This is a genomic window from Bacillus sp. LNXM12-1 (genome assembly GCF_003004375.1).
In the GTDB taxonomy this organism is placed as follows: domain Bacteria; phylum Bacillota; class Bacilli; order Bacillales; family Bacillaceae; genus Bacillus.
This window is the reverse complement of sequence record NZ_PVWX01000002.1, coordinates 144,137-165,883: the sequence shown is the minus strand read 5'-3', so window position 1 is coordinate 165,883 and position 21,747 is coordinate 144,137. Positions and strand designations below refer to the sequence as shown.

19 protein-coding genes are annotated in these 21,747 nt (G+C 42.2%); 6 read left to right on the top strand and 13 right to left on the bottom strand.

All coding sequences use genetic code 11. The features are described 5' to 3' along the window. Window positions 1-17: 17 nt before the first annotated feature. From deoC to C6Y07_RS08285, 3 genes are all read right to left on the bottom strand, one after another. Entirely contained in the window at window positions 18-689 is a 672-nt protein-coding gene (gene deoC / locus C6Y07_RS08295; protein WP_060597615.1) for a deoxyribose-phosphate aldolase, read from the bottom strand. 82 nt (window positions 690-771) lie between these two features. Beyond that, the gene (deoR, locus tag C6Y07_RS08290) at window positions 772-1,716 is read right to left on the bottom strand and encodes a DNA-binding transcriptional repressor DeoR (protein ID WP_034660503.1); all 945 of its coding nucleotides are present in this window, start codon (window positions 1,714-1,716) and stop codon (window positions 772-774) included. Between the two features lie 60 nt (window positions 1,717-1,776). Next, the gene (locus tag C6Y07_RS08285) at window positions 1,777-2,652 is read right to left on the bottom strand and encodes an aldose 1-epimerase family protein (RefSeq protein WP_066031525.1); all 876 of its coding nucleotides are present in this window, start codon (window positions 2,650-2,652) and stop codon (window positions 1,777-1,779) included. A 241-nt stretch (window positions 2,653-2,893) separates the two neighbouring features. Here C6Y07_RS08285 and C6Y07_RS08280 point away from each other — a divergent pair, with 241 nt between their 5' ends. Then, complete coding sequence (locus tag C6Y07_RS08280) at window positions 2,894-4,717, top strand: acyltransferase family protein (protein WP_106156567.1); 1,824 nt, start codon at window positions 2,894-2,896, stop codon at window positions 4,715-4,717. 27 nt (window positions 4,718-4,744) lie between these two features. Here C6Y07_RS08280 and C6Y07_RS08275 read toward each other — a convergent pair whose 3' ends face one another. Both C6Y07_RS08275 and C6Y07_RS08270 read right to left on the bottom strand, forming a co-directional pair. Then, the gene (locus C6Y07_RS08275; protein WP_106156565.1) at window positions 4,745-5,842 is read right to left on the bottom strand and encodes a saccharopine dehydrogenase family protein; all 1,098 of its coding nucleotides are present in this window, start codon (window positions 5,840-5,842) and stop codon (window positions 4,745-4,747) included. Then, window positions 5,839-6,546, bottom strand: coding sequence for a class I SAM-dependent methyltransferase (locus C6Y07_RS08270; protein WP_106048019.1), 708 nt, complete (start codon window positions 6,544-6,546; stop codon window positions 5,839-5,841). Before C6Y07_RS08270 ends, C6Y07_RS08275 begins: the two co-directional genes overlap by 4 nt. Window positions 6,547-6,676: 130 nt before the next feature. On the opposite strand from C6Y07_RS08270, the gene C6Y07_RS08265 reads away from it, so the two are divergent. Then, window positions 6,677-7,684 (top strand): helix-turn-helix transcriptional regulator, encoded by a 1,008-nt coding sequence (locus C6Y07_RS08265; RefSeq protein ID WP_106048017.1) that lies wholly within the window; start codon window positions 6,677-6,679, stop codon window positions 7,682-7,684. A 36-nt stretch (window positions 7,685-7,720) separates the two neighbouring features. Here the strand turns inward: C6Y07_RS08265 and yidA are convergent, their stop codons facing one another. Next, window positions 7,721-8,533 carry a sugar-phosphatase gene (gene yidA, locus C6Y07_RS08260; RefSeq protein WP_106030694.1) on the bottom strand — a complete coding sequence of 271 codons (813 nt, stop codon included), beginning with the start codon at window positions 8,531-8,533 and terminating at the stop codon, window positions 7,721-7,723. 310 nt (window positions 8,534-8,843) lie between these two features. Here yidA and C6Y07_RS08255 point away from each other — a divergent pair, with 310 nt between their 5' ends. Further along, window positions 8,844-9,203, top strand: a complete 360-nt coding sequence (locus tag C6Y07_RS08255; RefSeq protein ID WP_039182663.1) for a MerR family transcriptional regulator — start codon at window positions 8,844-8,846, stop codon at window positions 9,201-9,203. 143 nt (window positions 9,204-9,346) lie between these two features. Further along, window positions 9,347-10,330, top strand: coding sequence for a Gfo/Idh/MocA family protein (locus tag C6Y07_RS08250; protein WP_066031520.1), 984 nt, complete (start codon window positions 9,347-9,349; stop codon window positions 10,328-10,330). Window positions 10,331-10,369: 39 nt separating this feature from the next. Here C6Y07_RS08250 and C6Y07_RS08245 read toward each other — a convergent pair whose 3' ends face one another. After that, window positions 10,370-11,884, bottom strand: a complete 1,515-nt coding sequence (locus tag C6Y07_RS08245) for a methyl-accepting chemotaxis protein (RefSeq protein WP_060597623.1) — start codon at window positions 11,882-11,884, stop codon at window positions 10,370-10,372. Between the two features lie 319 nt (window positions 11,885-12,203). Here C6Y07_RS08245 and C6Y07_RS08240 point away from each other — a divergent pair, with 319 nt between their 5' ends. Beyond that, complete coding sequence (locus C6Y07_RS08240; RefSeq protein ID WP_066031519.1) at window positions 12,204-13,541, top strand: amino acid permease; 1,338 nt, start codon at window positions 12,204-12,206, stop codon at window positions 13,539-13,541. A 31-nt stretch (window positions 13,542-13,572) separates the two neighbouring features. On the opposite strand, the gene C6Y07_RS08235 is transcribed toward C6Y07_RS08240, so the two are convergent. The 6 genes from C6Y07_RS08235 to C6Y07_RS08210 form a co-directional block, all read right to left on the bottom strand. Further along, window positions 13,573-14,679 carry a DNA alkylation repair protein gene (locus tag C6Y07_RS08235; RefSeq protein WP_066031518.1) on the bottom strand — a complete coding sequence of 369 codons (1,107 nt, stop codon included), beginning with the start codon at window positions 14,677-14,679 and terminating at the stop codon, window positions 13,573-13,575. A gap of 89 nt (window positions 14,680-14,768) precedes the next feature. Beyond that, complete coding sequence (locus tag C6Y07_RS08230; RefSeq protein ID WP_034660515.1) at window positions 14,769-16,097, bottom strand: GntP family permease; 1,329 nt, start codon at window positions 16,095-16,097, stop codon at window positions 14,769-14,771. Between the two features lie 24 nt (window positions 16,098-16,121). Then, window positions 16,122-17,666 carry a gluconokinase gene (gene gntK / locus C6Y07_RS08225; RefSeq protein ID WP_060597626.1) on the bottom strand — a complete coding sequence of 515 codons (1,545 nt, stop codon included), beginning with the start codon at window positions 17,664-17,666 and terminating at the stop codon, window positions 16,122-16,124. 185 nt (window positions 17,667-17,851) lie between these two features. Continuing rightward, window positions 17,852-18,709, bottom strand: coding sequence for a MurR/RpiR family transcriptional regulator (locus C6Y07_RS08220; protein ID WP_060597627.1), 858 nt, complete (start codon window positions 18,707-18,709; stop codon window positions 17,852-17,854). A gap of 164 nt (window positions 18,710-18,873) precedes the next feature. After that, a complete protein-coding gene (locus C6Y07_RS08215) occupies window positions 18,874-19,212 on the bottom strand; it encodes a DUF3969 family protein (protein WP_045210169.1) in 339 nt (112 codons plus the stop codon). A 3-nt stretch (window positions 19,213-19,215) separates the two neighbouring features. After that, entirely contained in the window at window positions 19,216-19,659 is a 444-nt protein-coding gene (locus C6Y07_RS08210; RefSeq protein WP_024427564.1) for a hypothetical protein, read from the bottom strand. 397 nt (window positions 19,660-20,056) lie between these two features. Between C6Y07_RS08210 and C6Y07_RS08205 the strand changes: the two genes are divergently transcribed. Continuing rightward, entirely contained in the window at window positions 20,057-21,733 is a 1,677-nt protein-coding gene (locus tag C6Y07_RS08205; protein ID WP_060597628.1) for a hypothetical protein, read from the top strand. Window positions 21,734-21,747 lie beyond the last annotated feature (14 nt).

The window sequence follows — 21,747 nt, the reverse complement described above, 5'->3', positions numbered from 1 at the left end:
CCATAGGATCGTATGAATTAATAGTCTTTCGAAGGAGCTGATTGGTCCCCTTTGATAATAGAAACGCCTGCACTCGCACCAATGCGGGTAGCGCCTGCAGCTGTCATCGCTTCAACGTCCTCTTTTGTTCTCACGCCGCCTGATGCTTTCACACCAATGTCAGGTCCAACTGTTTTACGCATTAATGCGATATCCTCAGCTGTTGCACCGCCTGTACTAAATCCAGTCGATGTTTTCACAAAATCAGCGCCAGCTTTTACTGAAAGCTCACAAGCTTTGACTTTTTCTTCATCTGTTAATAAACAAGTTTCAATGATGACTTTCACTAAGGCTTTGCCTTTTGCTGCGTCTACAACTGCACGAATATCTTGTTCAACTGCATCATATTCGCCGTCTTTCAATGCCGCGATATTGATGACCATGTCCACTTCAGTTGCACCGTTTTCAATTGCATCATTTGTTTCGAATGCTTTCACTGCTGTTGTGTTTGCACCTAACGGGAAACCGATGACTGTACATACATCAACGCCTGTTCCTGCTAGTTCCTTCGCTGCAAGAGATACCCAAGTTGGATTCACACAAACGGATGCAAATTGATGAGTTTTTGCTTCTTCAAGTAACTGCATAATGGCAGCTCTAGATGTATCTGGTTTTAGTGCTGTATGATCAATGAGCTTTGCTATCGTCATGCTTACACTTCCTTTTATTATGATACTTTCATCATATATGACCGATGAACATTTGTAAACATAGTTATGAAATTTTGTTCATCTATTTTGTGACATTTAAAAGAGCCTTTGCTGTATGCTGATCAATAATCAATACGTTCGCATATTTTCCTCTTAGTGCCCCGTGGATAGAAGCAACCTTGCGATGTCCGCCAGCCACAAGAATGGAGCGTTCTTTTGTCCTTAAATCATCAAGCTCCACACCAATAGTGCGGTTGTTAATCGCTTCACTGCAAATGCGCCCTTCCTGATCATAAAAGCGCGAACAGATGTCTCCGACGCTGGATGCTTTGAGCAGCGCTTTTTCTTCTTCACGGAAATAACCAAGTCTAAACAAAAGTGCTTCATCTCTTACCGTTCCAACAGTAAACACAGCAATATTCGCCTGTTTCCCCATTTCAATGATGCGCTGAATATGTCTGTCCTGCTCAACCATCTCCTTGACGGCAGCACTATCAAATACAACAGGAAGCGGTAAATAGCGCGGTGCTGTTTGAAAGGCCTCAGCAAACAGCTGGATGGTTTCCGCAGAATATGTATTCACATGGGAGTGGCTGATCCCACCCTTCAGCTGGACAACCTCCACACCTTTGACCTGTTTAGGTTGCATCTTTTGGGCAATTTGATACATGGTGGTTCCCCAGCTCACACCAACGATATCACCGTCTTTCACTGTGTCTTGCAAGTACTCGGCACCAAATTGGCTCAAGTATTCGGTAATCGTTGGATAATCATCTTTGGGCGAAAACACCACATGAGCTTCGAGCAGGTCATATTTTTCCTTGAGCAATGAAGATAGCTCATTTAAGTCTTCAAATGGGTCCATTACCGTTATCTGGACGTACCCCTTCTCCTTCGCATATTGAAGCAGCCGAGACACAGTTGGTCTCGACAGGTCGAGTTGTTTGGCAATTTCCTGCTGGCTGTAATCCGATAAATAATAAAGCCTTGCCGCTTCAATACTCAGTTGTTGTTTCTCCCGATCCATTCGTACGCCTCCTTTTTTCTTCTATCATAACAAAATGTTCATCTTATCATGCACAAATGTTCATTTGAAGAAAATCGTATAGGCGGCTTGGAAGGTTTCATTCTTCTCTAAAGTTTGAATACCGAACTTTTCCTTGTACTGCCCATTCGCCCCTTCAACATCGGCAATACCGTACCAAGGCTCAATACATACAAATGGAGCCATTGTGCCTTTTTCTTTATTATAAGGTGACCAAATACCAACAAACGGAAAACCAGTGAGATCAACCTCAACCCCGTGACCTGCCTGAGAAATCAATGACACTCGATTGATATGACTATAGATCATCGCATCATGCTGAAAAAGCTCTGGTCGAAGCTGAATCGGTTCAAGTTGAATGCCTTTTTCTTTCTCCCTGACAAGTGAATTTTTTAGTTCATATTGGACAGGAAGATACTCAGTGGAAGGGGTCAATGTCAGGTAGTAATCTGCTGTGCGCTCACCTTCAACAAGCGGGACATGAAATGCGGGGTGCCCTCCAATGGAGAAATACATCGTGTCATCTCCGTCATGATCAATTTCCCAGGAAATCGTCAGACCATTTTCCGACAGCTCGTATCGAATACGGGCGGTAAATTCATAAGGATACTGCTCGATGTGGCGGCCTTTTGATTCATATTGAAAGGTCACCGTATGTTTCGTTTCTTCATATAAATCAAAATCAACATCCCGCAAGAATCCATGCTGCGCAAGCTCATAGGTTTGATCACCTATCTTGTATTGGTCATTCTTTAATCGTCCGACAATTGGAAATAAGACTGGCGACACCCTGCCCCAATAAGCAGGATCGCCAGACCACATATAGTGACGTCCACTTTCCTTGTGAAGCACCTCTCTGACCTCAGCACCTCTCCCATTGACCTGAATCAATAACTGATCATTTTCAATCGTTCTCATTCCACACATCCCCTTTCCTTCTTCTTTTATTATGACAGGGATTTTGGTTTTGAGTATAAAAATAAGGCAGCCTTCCAGGCCATCAATTCTTTCTTTATATAAAAATTTTAAAAAAAGACAGAAATTCGCCAACAAAATGTGATGCTGATCCGTCTAATCTTATATAAAATAAAAGAATCGTTGTTCTTTTGGAATGACAACAAAAAAGAAGCGTTTTGACATAAATGGGGGATTCATTTTCATGAACAGCAAGGAAAATCGTTTACGTTATATATTAGGATTAGATGGGCTGAGGGCTGTTGCTGTATTGGCAGTCATTGCTTATCACTTACATATCGGACCTGCAAGCGGCGGGTTTCTTGGCGTTGATTTGTTTTTTGTGATTTCTGGATACTTGATTACGACGATCTTGTTACATAAGCAGGATCTGGGCTATCAAGAGCTTTTACCATTTTGGATGGGCCGGATCAGAAGGCTTCTTCCAGCTGCTTACGTGATGATTTTTTTAACCGTCAGCTGGTGTGCGATTGCGGGTTCGAATGCACTATTGTCCATTCGTGGCGATGCCTTATCGTCCTTTTTTTATGTCAGTAACTGGTGGTACATCTTCCATCAGCTGTCTTATTTTGATAGCTTCAACGCTGTATCTCCACTGAAAAATTTGTGGTCTTTGGCGATAGAAGAGCAATTTTATATCATTTGGCCGATTCTATTGATTGCAGGGCTAAAATGGGTGAAAAATAGATCCCATCTGCCAATGATCACCTTTGGCCATGCACTTGTCTCCGCCTTATGGATGGCGATTCTTTATTCACCAGATACGGATCCAAGCAGAGTTTATTACGGAACAGATACTCGTGCATTTGCGCTCCTGATTGGGTGCAGCCTGGCATTTGTATGGCCCATGCAAAGACTGTCCAGCAAAAAGTTACTTCCTGTTGGCAGACGTATTTTACATATCGCTGGTTTTGGTTCGTTTGCGGTTTTTCTTTTGTGTGTTTATGCAGTGGACGAATTTGACGGCTTTCTCTATCAAGGAGGCATGCTTTTATTCTGTCTAAATGCAGCAATTTTAATTGCGTGCATCTGCCACCCTGCAAGTCTTTTAGGGAAATGGCTCTCCTATCAGCCGCTCGTCTGGCTCGGAAAGCGTTCTTATGGTATTTACCTGTGGCATTATCCCATCATCGTGCTGACCACCCCTGTCATTGAAATTGGACAGCCTTCTATGGGGCGTGTCGCATTGCAGCTCATGGCCATTTTACTCATTGCAGAGGCCTCTTACCGCTTCATCGAACAGCCGATTCGCCGGCTTGGCTTCAGACAATATTTTGCCTCTTGGTCTATTTGGAAAAAGGGATTCAAACAATGGTCTACGTCTCATAAAGTGTTCCTTGGAATCGCAGCAGCTCTTTTGATCTTATTTACCATTGGCATGTCCAGTTCGTCCCATACGTCCCCACATGCCAAGGAAGTGACACAAATTAAGACGGCACCGAAAAAAGCAGGAGACTCTGCGGAACCAAAAGCTAAGAAAAAGAAAGAAAAACACGAGAAGAAAGCAGCAGATCAGAAACAGTTTCACCAAATTCTTGCTATTGGTGATTCCGTCATGCTGGACATTGCGCCGAATCTTGAAAAAGCATATGCACAAATCACCATCGATGCAAAGGTTGGCAGACAAATGAACGAAGCCGTCAGCATCGCTCCTCAATATGCTTCATTTAATCAATCTGATGCCGCTGTTATTATTGAGCTTGGCACGAATGGCTATTTTACTGAGGGCACATTGACAGCATTCATTCAACAATTTTCAAAGGCGCACATTTTCCTTGTGAACACGAGAGTCCCAAGGTCTTGGGAAAATGATGTGAATGCAGTCATTCAGCGAGTGGCCGATCAACATTCCAATGTGACCCTTGTCGATTGGCATTCAGCCGCCACCGGACAGCCATCTTATTTTCAGCCTGATGGTGTTCACCTTTCAACAAAAGGCTCTGACACATTGACACAGCTCATTACAGCGAGCATCAAAAAAAAAGGAGATGTGTCATCTTCATCATAAAAAGACTAGCATCCTGCTAGTCTTCTTTTATTCCGTCAAAAGGCTGGCTCTAACCGCTAACACCCGCTTTTCCTTCGTTGTTTGATCCACCAAAGCAAAATCACCGTTCTCATACGCTAGAGAAAATACTTCTTCGATATGAAAAACACCTGTCTGAAACCGCCTGCTCAATAAATGCAATGCCGCAGCAGAGGCGACTTGAGCTGTTGCTTGAGACTCATCGCGTCCTTTTATTCCAAGCGCTGCTTGATGAATCTTGTTCCCATCCATTCCTGTAGCCTCCACTTTCACTGCATATTGATCTGTTCCCATTTGAGCAGATTGAATCATGGAAATGGCTCGTTTCTTGATTTTCGGCACAGTGAGAAGGGACGTCATTCCGAGACTCCTTGTGAAGGCAAATGCACGCGTCGCCGCGCGGGAATCAAAACAAAGCCTTGTCGTCACAGAAGGCACGTGAAGCGTTGAAGGCAATGTCTGCTGATCAGAGAAGGGGAACTGATAGGCATGCCGCTTTCCAAGACTTCCACCAAAGTCTATCCGTTTACCTCCAGTAAAGCTTTTGACTCTTTTACGCTGATGATGCTTAGTAAGCACATAGTCAGTATGGACATGATCAAGCGTCCATTCAATAGCGGCTTTTCCATGCTGATCACCCAACCCAAGCATAATCCCTATATCTATTTGATTCACTGATGAGAGCATAGATGCTGCTTTCGCTGCCAATAAATTCGTAAGGCCAGGCGCAAGCCCGACACTGAGCAAAGCCGTTGCACCGATGTGCCGCTGATCCAGCTTTGCCACCTGCTCCATGTACGCCCCTTTCGCGGAGATATCAATATAATCAATGCCTGACCGCAGAACTGCTTCAGCAAATGACGGATCTTCTTGATCAAGACACATGATCACCAGCTTTGTTTTATCCATCCAGTCCAAATATAGCGGCTCACTGACATCTAGTTGATAAGGACGAACTTTCCCTTTTGACTGGCGTGAAAATTTCTCTGCCTTCTCATAGCTTCTGCCTGCCGCAACAATTTGTCCCGGATACACTTCACTTAACTGCAGACATATTTGCTGTCCAACATGTCCATAGCCGCCAATCACCATCACCTGTGATCTCATTTCTCATCCGCCTCTCTACGACCTCGCTTGCAAACAAGCCCTTTGATCATTCCTGCCTGAAAATAAGATCTGATGTCTTCAAATCCCGCTTTGATTAAATGCTCTCTTATCTCTTCCTCAGGAACAGGGTGTGTCGCGTGTCCCAGCCTGTTTTTAAAGGATGTAAACACTTCTTTTTCTAGACCCTGCCGCTGCATGAAAAGAGAAAGCATGTAAAGCTCCTGTTGAAATGTATGGGACTTCATCTCTCCCTGTATAAATGCCAACACAAGCGGTGCATCTGGTTGAAGCCTGCGGGCAATCTCCTCCAAAAAGGACTGGCGCCTTTCTATAAAATGAATCACAAGCAAACTCATCGCTGCATCGTAAACAGGTTCAGCAGAAACCTTATCTAATACGGTCTCATGCCATGTGACACGCGCCTCCATCTGAAGCTGTCCAACTCGCCTTTTCGCCATATCCAGCATAGAAGGCGACGGATCGACCCCTGTGATCAGCCAGTCTTCTTTTCTTTGTAGCATGTTGATGATCTCTTCGCCCCCGCCCGCTCCAACAGTCAGAATGCGAGAAGCCGCTCCCTTTAATTCAGTTTCTAATACGTCTAATGTCAACTCATGCAATAGCTGATAGCCGGGTACTTTATGGGCAATCGTAGCTGCGTATGACTCAGCAACGGGATCGTGCCAATACTGGTTTCCTTTCATGTCCTTCCCCTCCAGTTCCTTTCCGCTTTACATCGTTTCCTGTACACTAACGGTATGACATCTTTATTGTAAAAAGAGACATCAGAAAACACGATCCCTAAAAGTGGGGATTTTTTGAGGAGGAGATCATGTGACCAATCCAGCCACTCATTTTCAGCAGCTGAGACAACACATTCGGGACGAGCTTGCTGCCGTCCTTGATTTTGATGCCGCCTGTATCACGACCATTGATCCAGCCACTCTCCTCTCGACGGGTTCCTTCACAGATGAACCGATTGAAGAAATTCATGACCAGCTGTTTCAAAATGAATTCTTAAAAAAGGACGTGCATCTACATGAGTATCTAGCCAAAGGCCCTATTCATGCTGCGAGCTTAGTCCAAAGCGGGGAATATCTCAACAGTGATCGCTACAGAGACATTTTGTTGCCTAAAGGATGGTCTGATGAATTGCGGGCAGCCCTTGTGATTCAAGGAGAATGCTGGGGTATTGCCAGCCTATATCGTCTAAAGGACAAGGAACCTTTTCAAGAACAAGATATCCGAGCGGTCATCGAACAAACGCCCAGACTCGCAGCCAAGCTAAGAGATGAACTTTTCAAGAAAAGAGATACTGAAGAGGATGACGCAGCGGAGCAGCAAGGTTTCCTCATTCTCTCACACGATTACAATCTTCTTTATGGAAATGAGACAGGGCTTCATTGGCTTCATACATTTCAAGCCTTTGAACAAATCCATGACAAGGCGACCATGCCGCGCCCGTTCAGAGCATTAGGGGCTAAACTTTTATACGGCGGTATCGACCAAACAGCGGCAATCATGACGAGAATGCCAACGGGGCTGTTCCTCTCTCTTCAAGCATTTCGATTAGCACAGGCAGCCGGACAGGAAGAGGCTGTCATGATTCATATCAAGAGAGCCCAAACAAATGATATTCTTCCTTATGCGGCAAAAACGTACCGGCTGACAGAAAGAGAGATGAACGTCCTCGACTGCTTATTAAAGGGACAGTCTACAAAGGAAATCGCCAGTACCTTATTTATTTCAACCCATACCGTCCATGATCATGTGAAGGCGATGCTGCAAAAAACAAATTTGAGCAGCAGACGGATGCTTGTTTACTTTTTCTCTCACATATAAAAAAGCGGCTACCTCACTGGTAGACCGCTTTTTTGTTTATTTTCCTAAAACTAACTCATGCAGGACATGTGCTACTCCGGCTTCATTATTGGATTTTGTCACAACATCCGCTACTGCTTTGACATCATCAATGGCATTTCCCATGGCAACGCCGCAGCCCGCAAATTCCAGCATCGATACGTCGTTCCCATTGTCACCAATGGCCATGACCTCTTCACGAGCAATTCCCAGCTCTTTCGCTAGAAGCTTCACGGCGTTTCCTTTGCTGACTTCAGGATGCAGGATTTCAAGGAAGAAATCTGTGCTTTTCACCATCATGTACTTGTCTTTTACTTCAGATGGAATGGCTTGTATCGTCTTCTCCAACCGTTCTGGCTGATCAATATACATCATCTTCGGAAGTCTCATTGAAGGATCTGCCTCTTCAACAGGTAAATATTTAAGCGGCAGCTTTGTTAAATAAGATTCAAGTACTGTGTATTCACTAATATCACGATTCGGTGTGTACAAATGAGCGGAATCGAAATAATGCATCGGTGTATCAAGCTCACGGCTCAGCTCATATAAAGAAGTCAAATCATCATAGGATAATGTCAGTTCTGACACCACTCCATTTGTATGGCTGTTTTGGACAAGCGCCCCATTGTAGGCAATCACATAGTCTCCTTCTTGATTGAGCTGAAGATCATCTAGATAGCGATTCACTCCGCCAATAGGTCGTCCTGTACATAATACAATCTTAACTCCCTCTGCCTTCGCCTGTTGAATGGCTTCAAACACCTCAGCTGGCACCATATGTTGATCATTTAATAACGTACCATCCATATCAATTGCAACTAATTTATACATTCACTGGTCCCCTTTTCTCAGCAAAAAACGTGCTGTCACTATTTTGAGCCATCATCTATATGATGACAGGTTATATCATTACTATTTACCTATTTTAGCCTATCGTTTTTTCATCACGCTGTCTACTTGTTCTCACCTGTAACAAAATTGTCATCTGCCTACTCTATTATATCGTATTCTATTCATCCTGCTTTAAACAGAGTTTCTGCCCTTTTCCAACGGGGAAATGAAAACAAATGTTCACCACTGAACATTTTGAAACTAGCAAATCTAATTGTATGATGGATAGCAAAGAAAGGAGGTGCAGGGAATGATTACGTTTACTAGAGGTAAATTGTCAAAAATGTCTGGTGTACATATTGAAACCATTCGTTTTTATGAAAATGAGGGTGTGCTCCCCGAACCAAAGAGAGCACATAACGGCTATCGTTTATATGATAAAAAATATGTACTCATGCTTTCCTTTATCACAGAAGCAAGAAAGCTAGATTTCTCACTCAAAGAAATTCGCGAAATTATCAAATCACTATTTGAAAAACAATCAAAGACAGAAGCTGAACAGCTGCTCGAACAAAAAGTTGAGGATATTCAACACTCCATTCAAGAGTTAAAGAAGAGGAAAGCTGCCATTCAATTGTTAACAAAACAAACATTAGCGAACATCAGCTAATTGTAAGGGCTGCCAAAGTGTGCCAGTGTTTGCCACTGGCGCCCCTCTCCGCCCAGGTCTCAAGTGCACGTGCAATTCAAACATCAGTTATACTAGAGAAAGCTTTACTTGATATCAAACGAGTGGAAGGGGTTTTGAGTAGAATGAACATTGCAACCATTGGAACAGGTGTGATTGTGGAAAGCTTCTTGCAAGCGGTTGAACAGCTTGAAGGCGCTTCTTGTCATGCCGTCTATTCAAGAAAGGAAGCAACTGCAAAGAAACTCGCAGACCAATTTGGTGTGAAAACAACTTATACGGACTTAACGGCTATGCTAGAAGATCCGAACATTGAAGCCGTTTATATTGCATCACCGAATCGTTTACATAGCGAGCATGCCGCAGCTGCATTGGAACACGGAAAACATGTGATTTGCGAAAAGCCTTTCACCTCTAATGTCAAAGAGCTGGAAGCCTTAATCGCACTCGCAAAGGAAAAGCAGCTTCTCTTATTTGAGGCCATTACGACCATTCATATGCCAAACTATCATTTGATTAAAAAGCATCTTCATCAATTAGGTGAAATCAAACTGGTTCAATGTAACTATAGTCAATATTCAAGCAAATATAATCAGCTGCTAGCCGGCGAAACGCCAAATGTCTTTAACCCTGAATTCTCCGGAGGAGCGTTGATGGATATTAATATCTATAATGTCCATTTCATCATGAACCTCTTCGGATCACCAGAACAGGTCCGCTACCAGGCAAACCGTCACCCAAATGGCATCGATACATCTGGTGTTTTGACTTTCACCTACAATGATTTCATTGCGACAAGTGTCGGCAGTAAGGATACAAGCAGCATGAATTTTGCATTGATTCAAGGAGAAAAAGGCTTCATTCATGTGAAAAATGGGGCGAATGGCTGCGAGGAAGTGTTACTTCATGTGAATGATCAGGTGACCTCACTCAATGCACAAACAAATTCAAACCGTCTGTTTTATGAAACAGAAGCTTTTCAGCACATCATTGAAACAAAAAATTATGAACAGTGCTATGCATGGCTTGATGAAAGTCTCTCTGTAATGAAAGTCCTTGAAGCTGCAAGAAAAGATGCAGGCATTGTTTTCCCAGCAGATCAATTTTAATGAAAAAACCGCCGTCTATGAGAGGGCGGTTTTTGGTGATTAAATACTCTTTGAATAGGCCACAAGGCGCTGAGACATGTGGTTCACTTCATCGACTGAAGCATTTACTTGCTCTGTTAAAGCAGCCTGTGTTTGTGTAAGAGCTGTCATGTTCGAGATATTTTCAAGAATTTCATCAATTTGTGTTTTCATTTCTGTTAAACTAGATTCGATATTCTCCGTTGCATTGGCACTATGAAGCGCCAGCTTACGCACTTCATCTGCAACGACTGAGAATCCTCTTCCTTGCTCACCAGCTCTCGCTGCCTCGATCGCAGCATTTAAACCAAGCAGGTTCGTTTGGTTCGCTACTTCTTTGATCAAGTCAGAAATATTTTTCGTCTCATCTGCACTATTTTTTGCTAGATTGGCAGCAGATGTTGACTGCTCTTGTGCGACAGCAAGCTCTTGCGCTTGGTTTGTCACAGAGCTGATGCCTGATACCATCTCGCTGATCGAACTTGAAAGCTGTTCTACTTGTGAAGCCATTTCATTCGCTGTTTTCTCTTTGTTTTTCTCTAACGTGATGTCACGAATGGTTCCAGCCACACGAAGAGGAACACCTTTTTCATCACGAATGGTTTCACCACCTGCATGATACCAGCGATACTCGCCATTTTTGCTCTGCAATCTGTAATCAATGTCAAATGGTGTGCGTCCAGAGTGATCATTTAAATGATCTGCAAAAGCTTGGAGAGCCTTTTCTTGATCCTCAGGATGCAGGCGATCGCTCCAGCTGCTTAAGACGTTCGGGAAATCCTTTTCATCCGTAAAACCAAGCGTTTTTCTGAACTGCGGGGACCACCAGAACTCGTTATTCGGATTGACTGGATCGCCGGCCTCTACGACCATGTCCCAAGGAGCTTCCACAAGCGCACGGTTGATCAAGTCATATCTCGTCACGAATGCTTGCAGCTCTTCTTCTTTCAATTTCTGATCATGAATATCAAAAAGAGCTCCCGCTACACGAAGAGGGACACCATTTCGATCACGAATGGTCGTGCCAGTTGCTTTGAACCAGCGATAATCTCCGTTTTTCAACTTCAAGCGATATTCGATATCATATGGTGTATGTCCCGAATGATCCAATAAATGCGAAGAGAATGCATTTAAGGTATATTCTTGTTCATCCGGATGGATTCGAGATGCCCAGCTGTCTAAAACATTTGGAAAATCGTGCTCATTTTGAAAGCCGATCATTTTGCGGAAATCATCCGTCCATGTGAACTCATTTTTTGGATTGACCGGATCTCCAGCGACAACGATCATATCCCATAAACCAACTTGAATGGCTTTTGTCACTAAATTCATCCGCATTTGAATATCTTCATTTACTTCCTGCATCTTTTGCAAAGCTTCATTTATTTGGGCTACTGCTTCAATCGTTTGACTTGAAGAGAATGCAGCAGTATCTATTCTTGCTGAAAGGTCTCCCTTCTCAATTCGTTCTACTAATCGACTGCTTTCATTTAAAAGGGTTCCCGCTGACGAATCATTTGCTTTTCTCATAAACATCTTTCATAACTCCTTTCACTTCTTCATACATTTTTGAAATATTTTACAGTTATAAACAATTCTTTATTAGGACTTTAGTATTACAAAAGATATATCGACAAAAACTGAAAATTGTTTATGTCAGAATGAAGGCAAATGTTCATTTTTTCTCGAAGTTTCAGATTTTGGTGATGGGTCGTGGAAAGAATTTATGGAAAAAAACGGCCCATTTGAAAGAAACAACCGCCTTTTTTGTCTGAAAAATCTCTTTTTTTATATTGACACTGACGTCCCGAAAAAAGAAAATGGAACATAAGCATTTTTAAAAAAGGAGAACGTCATGAGCGCGAATCAGGAACAACAAGAATTAAAAAAGCTTTTATCACCGCGTCACATTCGCATGATTGCATTGGGCGGGGTCATTGGTACAGGAATTTTTAAAGGAAGTGCCGATACAATCGGTTTAGCAGGTCCTGGGGTCATCTTTTCCTATGTATTTGCCGGATTATTATTGCTCATCGTGATGGCAGCCTTAGCTGAAATGGCGATTGTCTATCCGGGAAATAACCTTCGCGACCTGATACAGATTGCGCTTGGTCAACGTTTTTCATTTGTCGTCGGCTGGGTTTACTGTTTCATGTGGCTCACTGTGTGTGTCATTGAGATTATCGCGGCAGGCAGCTTGCTTCAATACTGGATGCCGAACGTGCCGCTATGGTCACTATGTTTACTCTGCTCACTCTTAGTCATCGGAATTAACTTAAATAATGTAAAATACTTTGGTGAAATTGAGTTTTGGTTCGCTGGAATGAAGATTTTCGTTATTATTGTGTTTATTATTCTTGGTGCAGCCCTATTATTTGGGATCATTCCGAACGAACAAAGCACACCTGCACTCACCAACTATCAAAACTTCGTCCCGAACGGATGGGGTGCGATCTTTGCATCTTTATTAGTCGTTATCTTCTCTTACGGGGGCTCTGAATTGATCGGGCTGACCATTACAGAAACAAAGGATGCAGAGAAGGTCTTGCCTGGTGTTGTTAAAAGTATGATGTGGCGTATTATCTTATTTTACACTTTGCCGATTTTGATCATCTGCGGACTCATTCCTTGGAATCAAATTGATCCAAATAACAGCCCATTTGTTCAAGTCTTTTCAGCAGCCGGTATGCAAGGCGCCTCTCACTTCATTAATTTTGTATTGATTACAGCCGTTTTATCTGCGGCCAATTCTGGCATTTATGGAACGACGAGAATGATGCATTCTCTCTCTAAATCAGATGGCGGTCCGAAAAAGCTGGCACAGGTCAATAAAAGAGGCGTACCCATTTTGAGTTTATGGGTGACCGTTCTGTTTCTTCTCATCGGAACATTCTTTGCTTACTTATATCCAGAGCAAATTTTCAGCTATATGCTGGCTATTCCTGGTTTTGCTGTTTCACTCATTTGGATTAGCATTTGCATGGCACATCTGAAACTTCGCCCGAAATATCCACAGGAGCCGTATTTTAAGGTGTGGCTGTTTCCGTATTTGACTTTATTTGCAGGTTTTGTACTAAGTGTGAGTTTTGTGATGTTTCTATTCAGACCAGAAAACTTGCCTAGCTCGATTATCAGCATCGGTTTCTTAGTAGCAGCCATCATTGCTTCATTCTTAATGAAAAAGAAGGCTTAAACGCCAAAACCCGCCTAATGGCGGGTTTTTTTCATGAGCTGCTGGCTTCTGTCACTTCAAAATCAACCGACGCTTTTGGGATACCGTTGATGATAATCGATAAAGTATGGGTTCCCTCATAATGTTTTCTCGTCGTCATATTTTGAAAAGACTGTGACCTGACGAATTCTCTATGTAACGCTGAGCCTCTTTCAAACTCTGTAATTTTAAATACCTTCTGATTGCGGGTCCCCCGAGCTTTGACGTAGTCTATGGCATACTCTACACGCAGCTTTAGCGGCTTATCGGCCTGAAGTGTAAAATGAAAAGTCATTTTCTCACCGATCCGAATAGGGTCTTGTACTATCTTCAAATCCGTTACCTGAACGGATGGATCGTCTCCATAGCCAAACAAAGCCATGATATCTGGATCTCCTTTTTTGAGTAAAGTACGGGATGCATGTTTGACAATCCAGTTCGTATGTTTGTTGGTTCCATACCAGTTTTGAACTGTCTGCTTCATCAGATCAGGCTGAATTGCTGAGATATCATTTAGATGGTTCGCTACACTTTTTTGCACATACCGCGCCGAGTCAGACTTCAAATTTTCCAAAATCGGCAGTGTGACCGAAGGATTTTTTTTAAGCGAAGGAACAGATAAGCCCCATGGCAGACGCGGTCTGCAGCCTTCACTAGCAAGCCTCCGTATATGCTCATTTTGATCCTGAGACCATACGAGCATTTGCGCCAGCATTTTGTCTTGATCTTGAATCAGAAATGGCCGAACGGCAAATTCAGAAGTGGAAAAAGGCGTGAAGAATTCGAGCGCCTTGATCGAGAGATCCCAATGTGCAAGGCCATATGTCTCGACATAGTCTGGAAATACGAGCGCACTAAGCCCTGAAAAATGCGGCGCTGCCTGACGCAGTACCTCAATTGCCTGCTTATAATCCTCAGGCAGACAGGCATGCATCGATTCAGTGACTCTTCTCATCCGTCCTTTTAACTCAAGCTGCTGCCAATCCTCTTGAAGCACGAGCCGCTGGAATTGCTCAGCATCAAATACAGTCGAAGCCTGTACAAGTTTCTCCGCTAATTCTTGAATAAATAATTCATGGTACACATGTTTTAATGGTTCGATCGTGTCCGCCTCCCACATCTCAATATCATTATTTTACCCCAATCTGAAGAAAGTGGTATCACAACAAGCAAAAACAGCCCAATTCCAAAGAACCAGGCTGTTGTTCGCTATATAAACATATTAATGATCATAATAAATGCAATAGCACTAACGGAAATGATCGTCTCCATAGCCGTCCATGTCAAAAACGTCTCTTTAATGGTCATACCAAAATACTCCTTGATCAGCCAAAAACCAGAGTCATTGACGTGAGATAAAATTAACGAACCCGCTCCTGTGGCTAACACAAGCAGCTCTCTGCTCACATCCGGCATAGTTGCAGCAATTGGGGCTACAATACCTGCTGCCGTCATCATAGAGACCGTCGCAGATCCAGTTGCTACACGAATCACCGCAGCAATTAGCCAGCTTAGCAAAATCGGTGAAATCGGCGAGTGTTTGGCTACATCTGCAATATAATCACCAACGCCCGAATCAATGAGCACATTATTGAAAGCCCCGCCTGCTCCAATGACAAGCAAAATGGAAGCGATTGGTCCTAAGCACTCGTTGCTAAATGAAAGCACTCTGTCACGGCTCATTCCTTGCATAAAGCCAAGACTGAAGAAAGAATACACCGTTGCAATCAGCAGTGCTGTAATTGGATCCCCGATGTACTTGAATACCTGAAACCACATATTGTCCTCTGGTAAGATAATGTCCGCCAATGTGGCAAGAAGCATCAGAATCACCGGCACCAATATGGTAAACATCGTATTCGCAAAGCCGGGGAGCCTTCGATCTTCATTTCGTTCAGTGAATTGCTTTCTCAGCATCTCCGGAACTGGTTTATGTATCCGTTTTCCAATCCACTTACCATACAGCGGTCCAGCAATAATCGCTGTCGGCAATCCGACAATTATAGAAAAGAAAATGGTTTTCCCCACGTTGGCATGATAGATGCCAACGGCTGCCATTGCCGCTGGATGAGGCGGCACTAGTCCATGCACGACAGACAAGCCAGCAATTAACGAGAGCCCAATTGTCACGAGCGAGATGCCTGTTTCAATAGCAATTGTAAAAAGTAAAGGAATGAGAAGAACGAAACCGACCTGGAAAAAGACAGGTATCCCCACGATAAAGGCAACAAACATCATTGCCCAATGCACATTTTTCGTCCCAAACCGGCCGATTAAAGTTTGAGCTATCCGCTCTGCTCCCCCTGATTCAGCCATCATTTTCCCAAGCATTGTACCAAGCGCTAGAACAATTGCCAGCAATGATAACGTATTGCCTAATCCCGTTTTAATCGATTGAATGATTTCCTGCAAATCCATTCCAGTAGCAAAGCCCACTAGCATCGAAGTAATAATTAAACTCACAAATGGATTCAACTTAGCGATTGTAATGAGAATGAGTAAAAGGACAATCGCCGCAATCACGATGAATAAAAGCATGTTCTCCCACCTTTTCCCTGATGTTTAACGATTTTGTTTTAATTGCAGCGCACTAATGACATCAAATTCATCCTTCAGTTTATCGTAGAGACGCTCATATAAATAAAACAGCTCTATGTAAGTTTCATTGTTCTTCATATTAGGTTCATGACGGGCAGAAATTCGAATCCACTCTTGAACCTCTTCTATCTCTTCCATATGACCTAAACTATGAAGTGCGAGGACAGCCGCCCCAAGTGCTGACGCTTCATAACTTTCTGGAACAAGTACTTCTCTGCCCATCGTATCCGCTAAAATTTGCCGCCACAGCGGAGATCGTGCAAATCCGCCCGAAGCTCTGACATCCTTTGCAGAACCGGTTAAATCTCTTAAAGCAACACCGATCGAGAAAACACTCATAATGACGCCTTCTAACACAGCTCTAATAAAATGCTCCCGCTTATGCTGAAGACCGATCCCAAAGAAGGTGCCTCTCGCATTTGGATTCCAATAAGGTGCACGCTCACCCGATAAAAATGGCAGAAACAGCAGTCCCTCTGAGCCTGCTGGAATCTTTTCCGCAATATCCATCATTAAATCGTAAGGGTCCACACCAAGGCGCTTTGCTACCTCCACCTCTGAAGATCCAAATTCATCCTTCAGCCATCTCAGCATGATCCCGCCATTATTGGTCGGTCCTCCCACAACCCAATGTTTATCTGTCAGCGCATAGCAGAACGTTCTTGATTGCTCATCTGTGATTGGTTTGTCTACAACCGTACGGACCGCACCGCTTGTCCCAATCGTAACAGCCACCTCTCCTTTTCCAATCGCGCCAACACCTAAATTCGCTAGTACGCCATCATTCGCACCAATCACAAATGGTGTATCTTCTTTAATGCCCATGCGCAGTGCAATCTCAGGCTGAAGTCCTCTCAGCTGATACGTCGTTGGGACAAGTTCAGACAGTTGACTGGCTTCAATTCCAGCAATACGAAGCGCCTGTTCATCCCATTGAAGCGTTTCCAAATGGAACAGACCTGTTGCTGAAGCGATTGAATAATCGACGACATACTGACCGAAGAAATGATATAGAATATATTCTTTGATAGAAATAAATTTCGCTGCCTTCTTGAAGAGATCAGGTGCCATTTCCTTGATCCAACGTATTTTTGAAAGCGGTGACATTGGATGGATCGGTGTACCTGTCCTTTTATAAATGTGGAAGCCATCCATATCTGATAAGATTCGTTTCGCTTGTTCTGCACTTCTGTTATCTGCCCAAATGATACTGTTCGTTAACGCCTTGCCATCCTCATCCATCACAATTAAGGAATGCATCGCAGTACTAATCCCGATGCCGATGAGATTTGCTACATCAAATGCTGCTGTCGTCAATGCACCTCTTACACTCGCAATGACGGCTTCTAATATCTTTTCAGGGTCCTGCTCAACCCATGCTGGCTGGGGCTGAATGAGATCATAAGGTACTGAATGCTTCGTTATTACTTTCCCCTGTGGTCCAAACAGAACCGCCTTTGTACTTGTTGTTCCAATATCCAAACCAATTACCGCCTGGTTTCCCTTCATCTGTATCACGCCCAATCATTGATTTGAAATCAGATATGAAGTTTTTGATATACCTGTTAAATCCCATTATAAAAATAATTTTTTCGACATTCAACGACCGAAAAGAAAATTATTTTCATCCAAAAGCTCACAATCGTTACCATAGCAGCATTTTTCATCATCAGAAAAATTTATTTTTGGAATCATTACACCCTTTTTTGTGATATGGTTTCTCGCATTTGCTTTAAATTTGTTATTGTTTCCTGCTGCCTTAAGTGAGCAAGTGCAAAATATAGAACGTCAATGACAGTCAGCTGAGCAAGTCTTGCAGACATCGCTTCTGTTCGAAAAGCCGTTTCTTGCGTCGCTGTATACAACGTGACATCTGCAAGCTGACTCAATGGAGAGCGCTGATAGCTTGTAATGCCGATGGTTTTGGCTCCTTTTCCCTTTGCTGTTTTCATCGCATCGAGTAAATCTTTATTACGTCCAGAATGAGATATACCGATCACTGTACTGTGCTGGTCAAGGAGACCAGCAGACATCGCTTGAAAGTGAGAATCTGTGTGAACAATACAGTTGATACCTGTCCTCATAAATTTATGAAAAGCGTCTGTTGCAATGAGTCCAGACCCACCACTCCCATAAAACTCTAAGCGTTTCGCTTCATGTATGATTTGTATGGCCTTTTCTACATCCTCTGGATTCAACAATTGAAAGCTATCCTTTAAAGCGGATATATTCGCCTGAAAAACCTTTTGCATAAAAATCGCTGTATCATCATCAAGACTCATTTCTTCATCTACATAATTAGGCTTTGTTTGGTCTATTTCCTGGGCAATAGCAATCTTCAAATCTTGAAAGCCCTCAAAGCCAAGCCTTTTACAAAGACGAAAAATCGTTGCCTCTGAGCTCGCTGTCTTTTTCGCAAGTTCGACAATAGACAAATGGATGATGTCGCGGGGCTCACTCGTAATATGTTCTGCAATTCCTTTCAGCTTTGGCGGCAATCCCCTGCTTGCTGCTCGTATTTTTTCAATACTACTTAAACTGACAGAAGCCAATTGACTTCACTCCTCCCTTATTTATGTGAGCGCATACATTTCCTTATGTTCCCATCTTATAAAAAAGAAGCCTGTTTGCACAGACTTCTCTTTTTATGAATTCATCGTTTTAATCAATAAATCAAAAAAGATTTACTCAAAATTTTATAATATACACTTTTAGCTCAACAATCTACCACATTATTTTCAACTTCATTTTCTATATTTCTTTCCAAAAATCTTAAGCATTTTACCCTTATTTCTTCTAAACTATCACTTAATTCATGTGGTATTAAACTTTCTACATCTTCAAGTTCTGTTCCCAAATGAAGTATATTTATCAGTTCTTCATTTATCCCTTTCTTTTTTAAAACATCGATTGTTCGTGGACTGAACATGAGCTTTTCCGCTTCTTCTATAGTGATTAAACCTTCTTTTAGCGATATGATTATACCAATGATATTTATAACAATAATCCTATCTAAATCTTCATGTGAAGAATATCTTAGTTCTATTTTATTCATAAATCATTTCACACTCCAACCTTTTTTAACTTTCACATCATACACCAAACCAGATTTACTTTGAAAATAATGTACAGAAACCTTTTTTCCGTCTTTATAGCCATCTTTATATACTTTTTTCCAAGTCCCTCCTTCAATCTGTTTTAACTCAGATAACAACTTCTTATTATTTACTGTAACTTTTTTAGTCCCATTTTGAACAGCTTTAAAACCAGCAGGATATTTAGGGGCATATTTTATTGATTTATACAAATGTTTACTTGCTTTCACCCCGTTTACAAAAATAGTCCGGATGACAAGACCCCATACAGCATCGGCTTCTTTATAACCAATTTGGACACTTTTGTCTCTTGAAGAAGCCTCTCGATTAATATTGAATGTTACAGACGGTGAAAATAACGATACAATTAAAGTAAAAATAATGAGAAAAGGAATACGTCTTTTCAATTTAAATTATCTCCTAATATTAACTATATAAAATACAATATAACATACTAGGAATATTATAACTATTTCATTCTGTAGAAAATTAAAATGAATCTTTATACTGTTTAAAAGATATCTCTATCTTTTAACATCTTATTTATTACAATATAAATTCCTAAAGTAATGAATAAAAAAGAATATACCCCTCGGAGATAAAAATTAAAGTTTAAGTCCACAAAATATTCACTAAAATCTAATCATCTAGCGCAAGGACAATATCATTTAACCTACCGAAATATTAAAAGGCCCTTTTCAACTCATTTTTTCATAAAATCGAATTGGTATGATTCTTCTGAATCTTTTCCCCGTCTCACTCGTATATACTAAAAGAGTGATTGATTTGAAAGGAGATCTGTTTGTGGGATATATTTTGTTATTTTCGGTTGTGATCGGTCTGATTTTGACCCTTTTGCTCACACCGCTCAGATTGTTCGTTAGAAAGAAAGGAACAGAACAGCAGGTTCCGCTTATGTGGATTGCAGGCCTTGCTTTGCTGTTCATGGTCGGTATTTTTATTTACTATTACATCACCAATTTAGATCGTAACCCTTCATCCCTATGGTTGATTGGACTTGTTGTGACAGCAGCAGGTGCCTTTTTGTCAGTTGGATTGGAGCGTAAGATCAAAGGCGTGCTGTTTCTTATTCTATTACTGCTCGGTGTTTATATGGCGACAGCTTTTCTATTCAATGCGAATGAGAAATTTGATGTCTCCAAAATGGAACAAAAAGTGGAAATCAAAGCGTTTGATGAGACGGAAACACCTGCGAGTGTACCGCCTCAATTTGCTCGGAACAAAATGAAGAAATCGTTCGGACAGGTTCCAAACACAAGCTACTATGAGCTTGGCAGCCTGCAAATCCAGAAGGTCAACGGTGAGTATGTGTACATCGCCCCAGTGGAGTTCTCGGACTTCTTTAAATGGATTCGTTCGGGCAGTACGCCGGGTTACTTTACATTAAGTGCGACCGACTCATCTGCTAATCCAAAGTTTGTGAAAACAGAGATGGTTTACACACCTTCCTCTTATTTCAACAAAGAAATTGAGCGGCATATCCGGCTTCAGTACCCTGATTTGATTTTCTACGGCGACACCCAGCTGGAAATCAATGATGATGGTAAGCCTTATTACATTCGCACGTATGGCGATTTTATCTCTGCCCGAAACGGCTTTAAAGCTTCCGGCGTAGTCGTTGTTGATGCCAAAACAGGTGCAACGAAGAAATATGCTCTAGATCAAGTACCTGCTTTTATTGATGGTGCTGTTTCACCAGAAGCGGTCAGTCTGCAAAACAGTTATTTCGGAAACTATATTCACGGGTTCTGGAACAGTATGTTTGGAAAATCAGATGTGAAGCTGCCTTCAGATGAAGGAACAGAAGCCAATGTAAGTCCAGTGTTTGATTCAAAAGGAGATATGTATTACTTCACAGATTTCACAAGTCCGAAAGAGGGCGTTGATTCGATGCTTGGGTATGCCCTGACAAATGCCCGGACAGGAAAAGCGACTTATTATACCGGTAATCTTGAAGAGTCCTACATGGATTCTCAAGGCGCTCTGCAAATTATTGAAAAACGATTCATCGAGAAGAAATGGAAAGGGCGCATGCCCATTCTCTATAATTTCTATGGAGAAGCCAGCTGGCTCACACCGGTTCTCGATTCAAATGGATTCCTGCAAAACTACTTTATCGTTTCTGCAGCCAATCCTGAAATCGCTGCGTACGCTTCAACACCAAACGAAGCGTTGAGAGCCTATAAGACAGCTCTTCAAAAAGGCGGCGGCACCGTCAACAGTTCATCTAAGCAGGAAAAGAAAGAAGCTACAGGAAAAGTCAAACGAGTCTATAAAGAAAAGACCGGTGATTATACAACCGTCACCTTCCTGCTAGACGATGGTAAAAGCTACACCATGTCATCTGAAAAAGAACCTCTTGTCATTTATTTAAAAGAAGGCGATCAGGTCACCATGAAATACACAGATACAGGTGAAATCTTCCTTCCAGTTGATGAAATCAAAATCAAAGGATTATAAAAAAAGACGTTTCT